Origin of the sequence: Robertmurraya sp. DFI.2.37, assembly GCF_029211245.1 — a bacterium.
Taxonomy (GTDB): Bacteria; Bacillota; Bacilli; order Bacillales; family Cytobacillaceae; genus Robertmurraya; species Robertmurraya methanolica_A.
The window spans coordinates 1-308 of the sequence record NZ_JARGEJ010000552.1; the positions used below are offsets into that span (position 1 = coordinate 1).

Here is a 308-nt window from a genome sequence, read left to right on the forward strand (position 1 = left end):
CCCTCTTGAGCAGCCTTTAACAATTGCTGTAATTGCTCATATGAAAAGGTGGATTCTTCTCCTGTACCTTGAACTTCAACAAATTCACCAATTCCCGTCATCACAACATTCATATCCACATTTGCATTAGAATCCTCTATGTAATTTAAATCTAAAACAACATTATCATCTTCAAGTATTCCAACGCTCGTCGCTGCTAATAAATCCTTGATCGGGTATTTAGATAGCTTTTTTTCAAGATAGAGCTTATGTACCGCTTCTGTCATCGCAACGAAAGCACCCGTGATAGAAGCCGTTCTAGTCCCTCC

The 308-nt window shown here is 39.3% G+C and carries 1 pseudogene; it reads right to left on the minus strand.

The window, feature by feature from the left end:
- Window positions 1–308 (minus strand): annotated as a pseudogene (locus PZE06_RS27660) (ribonuclease PH); the annotation flags it as partial.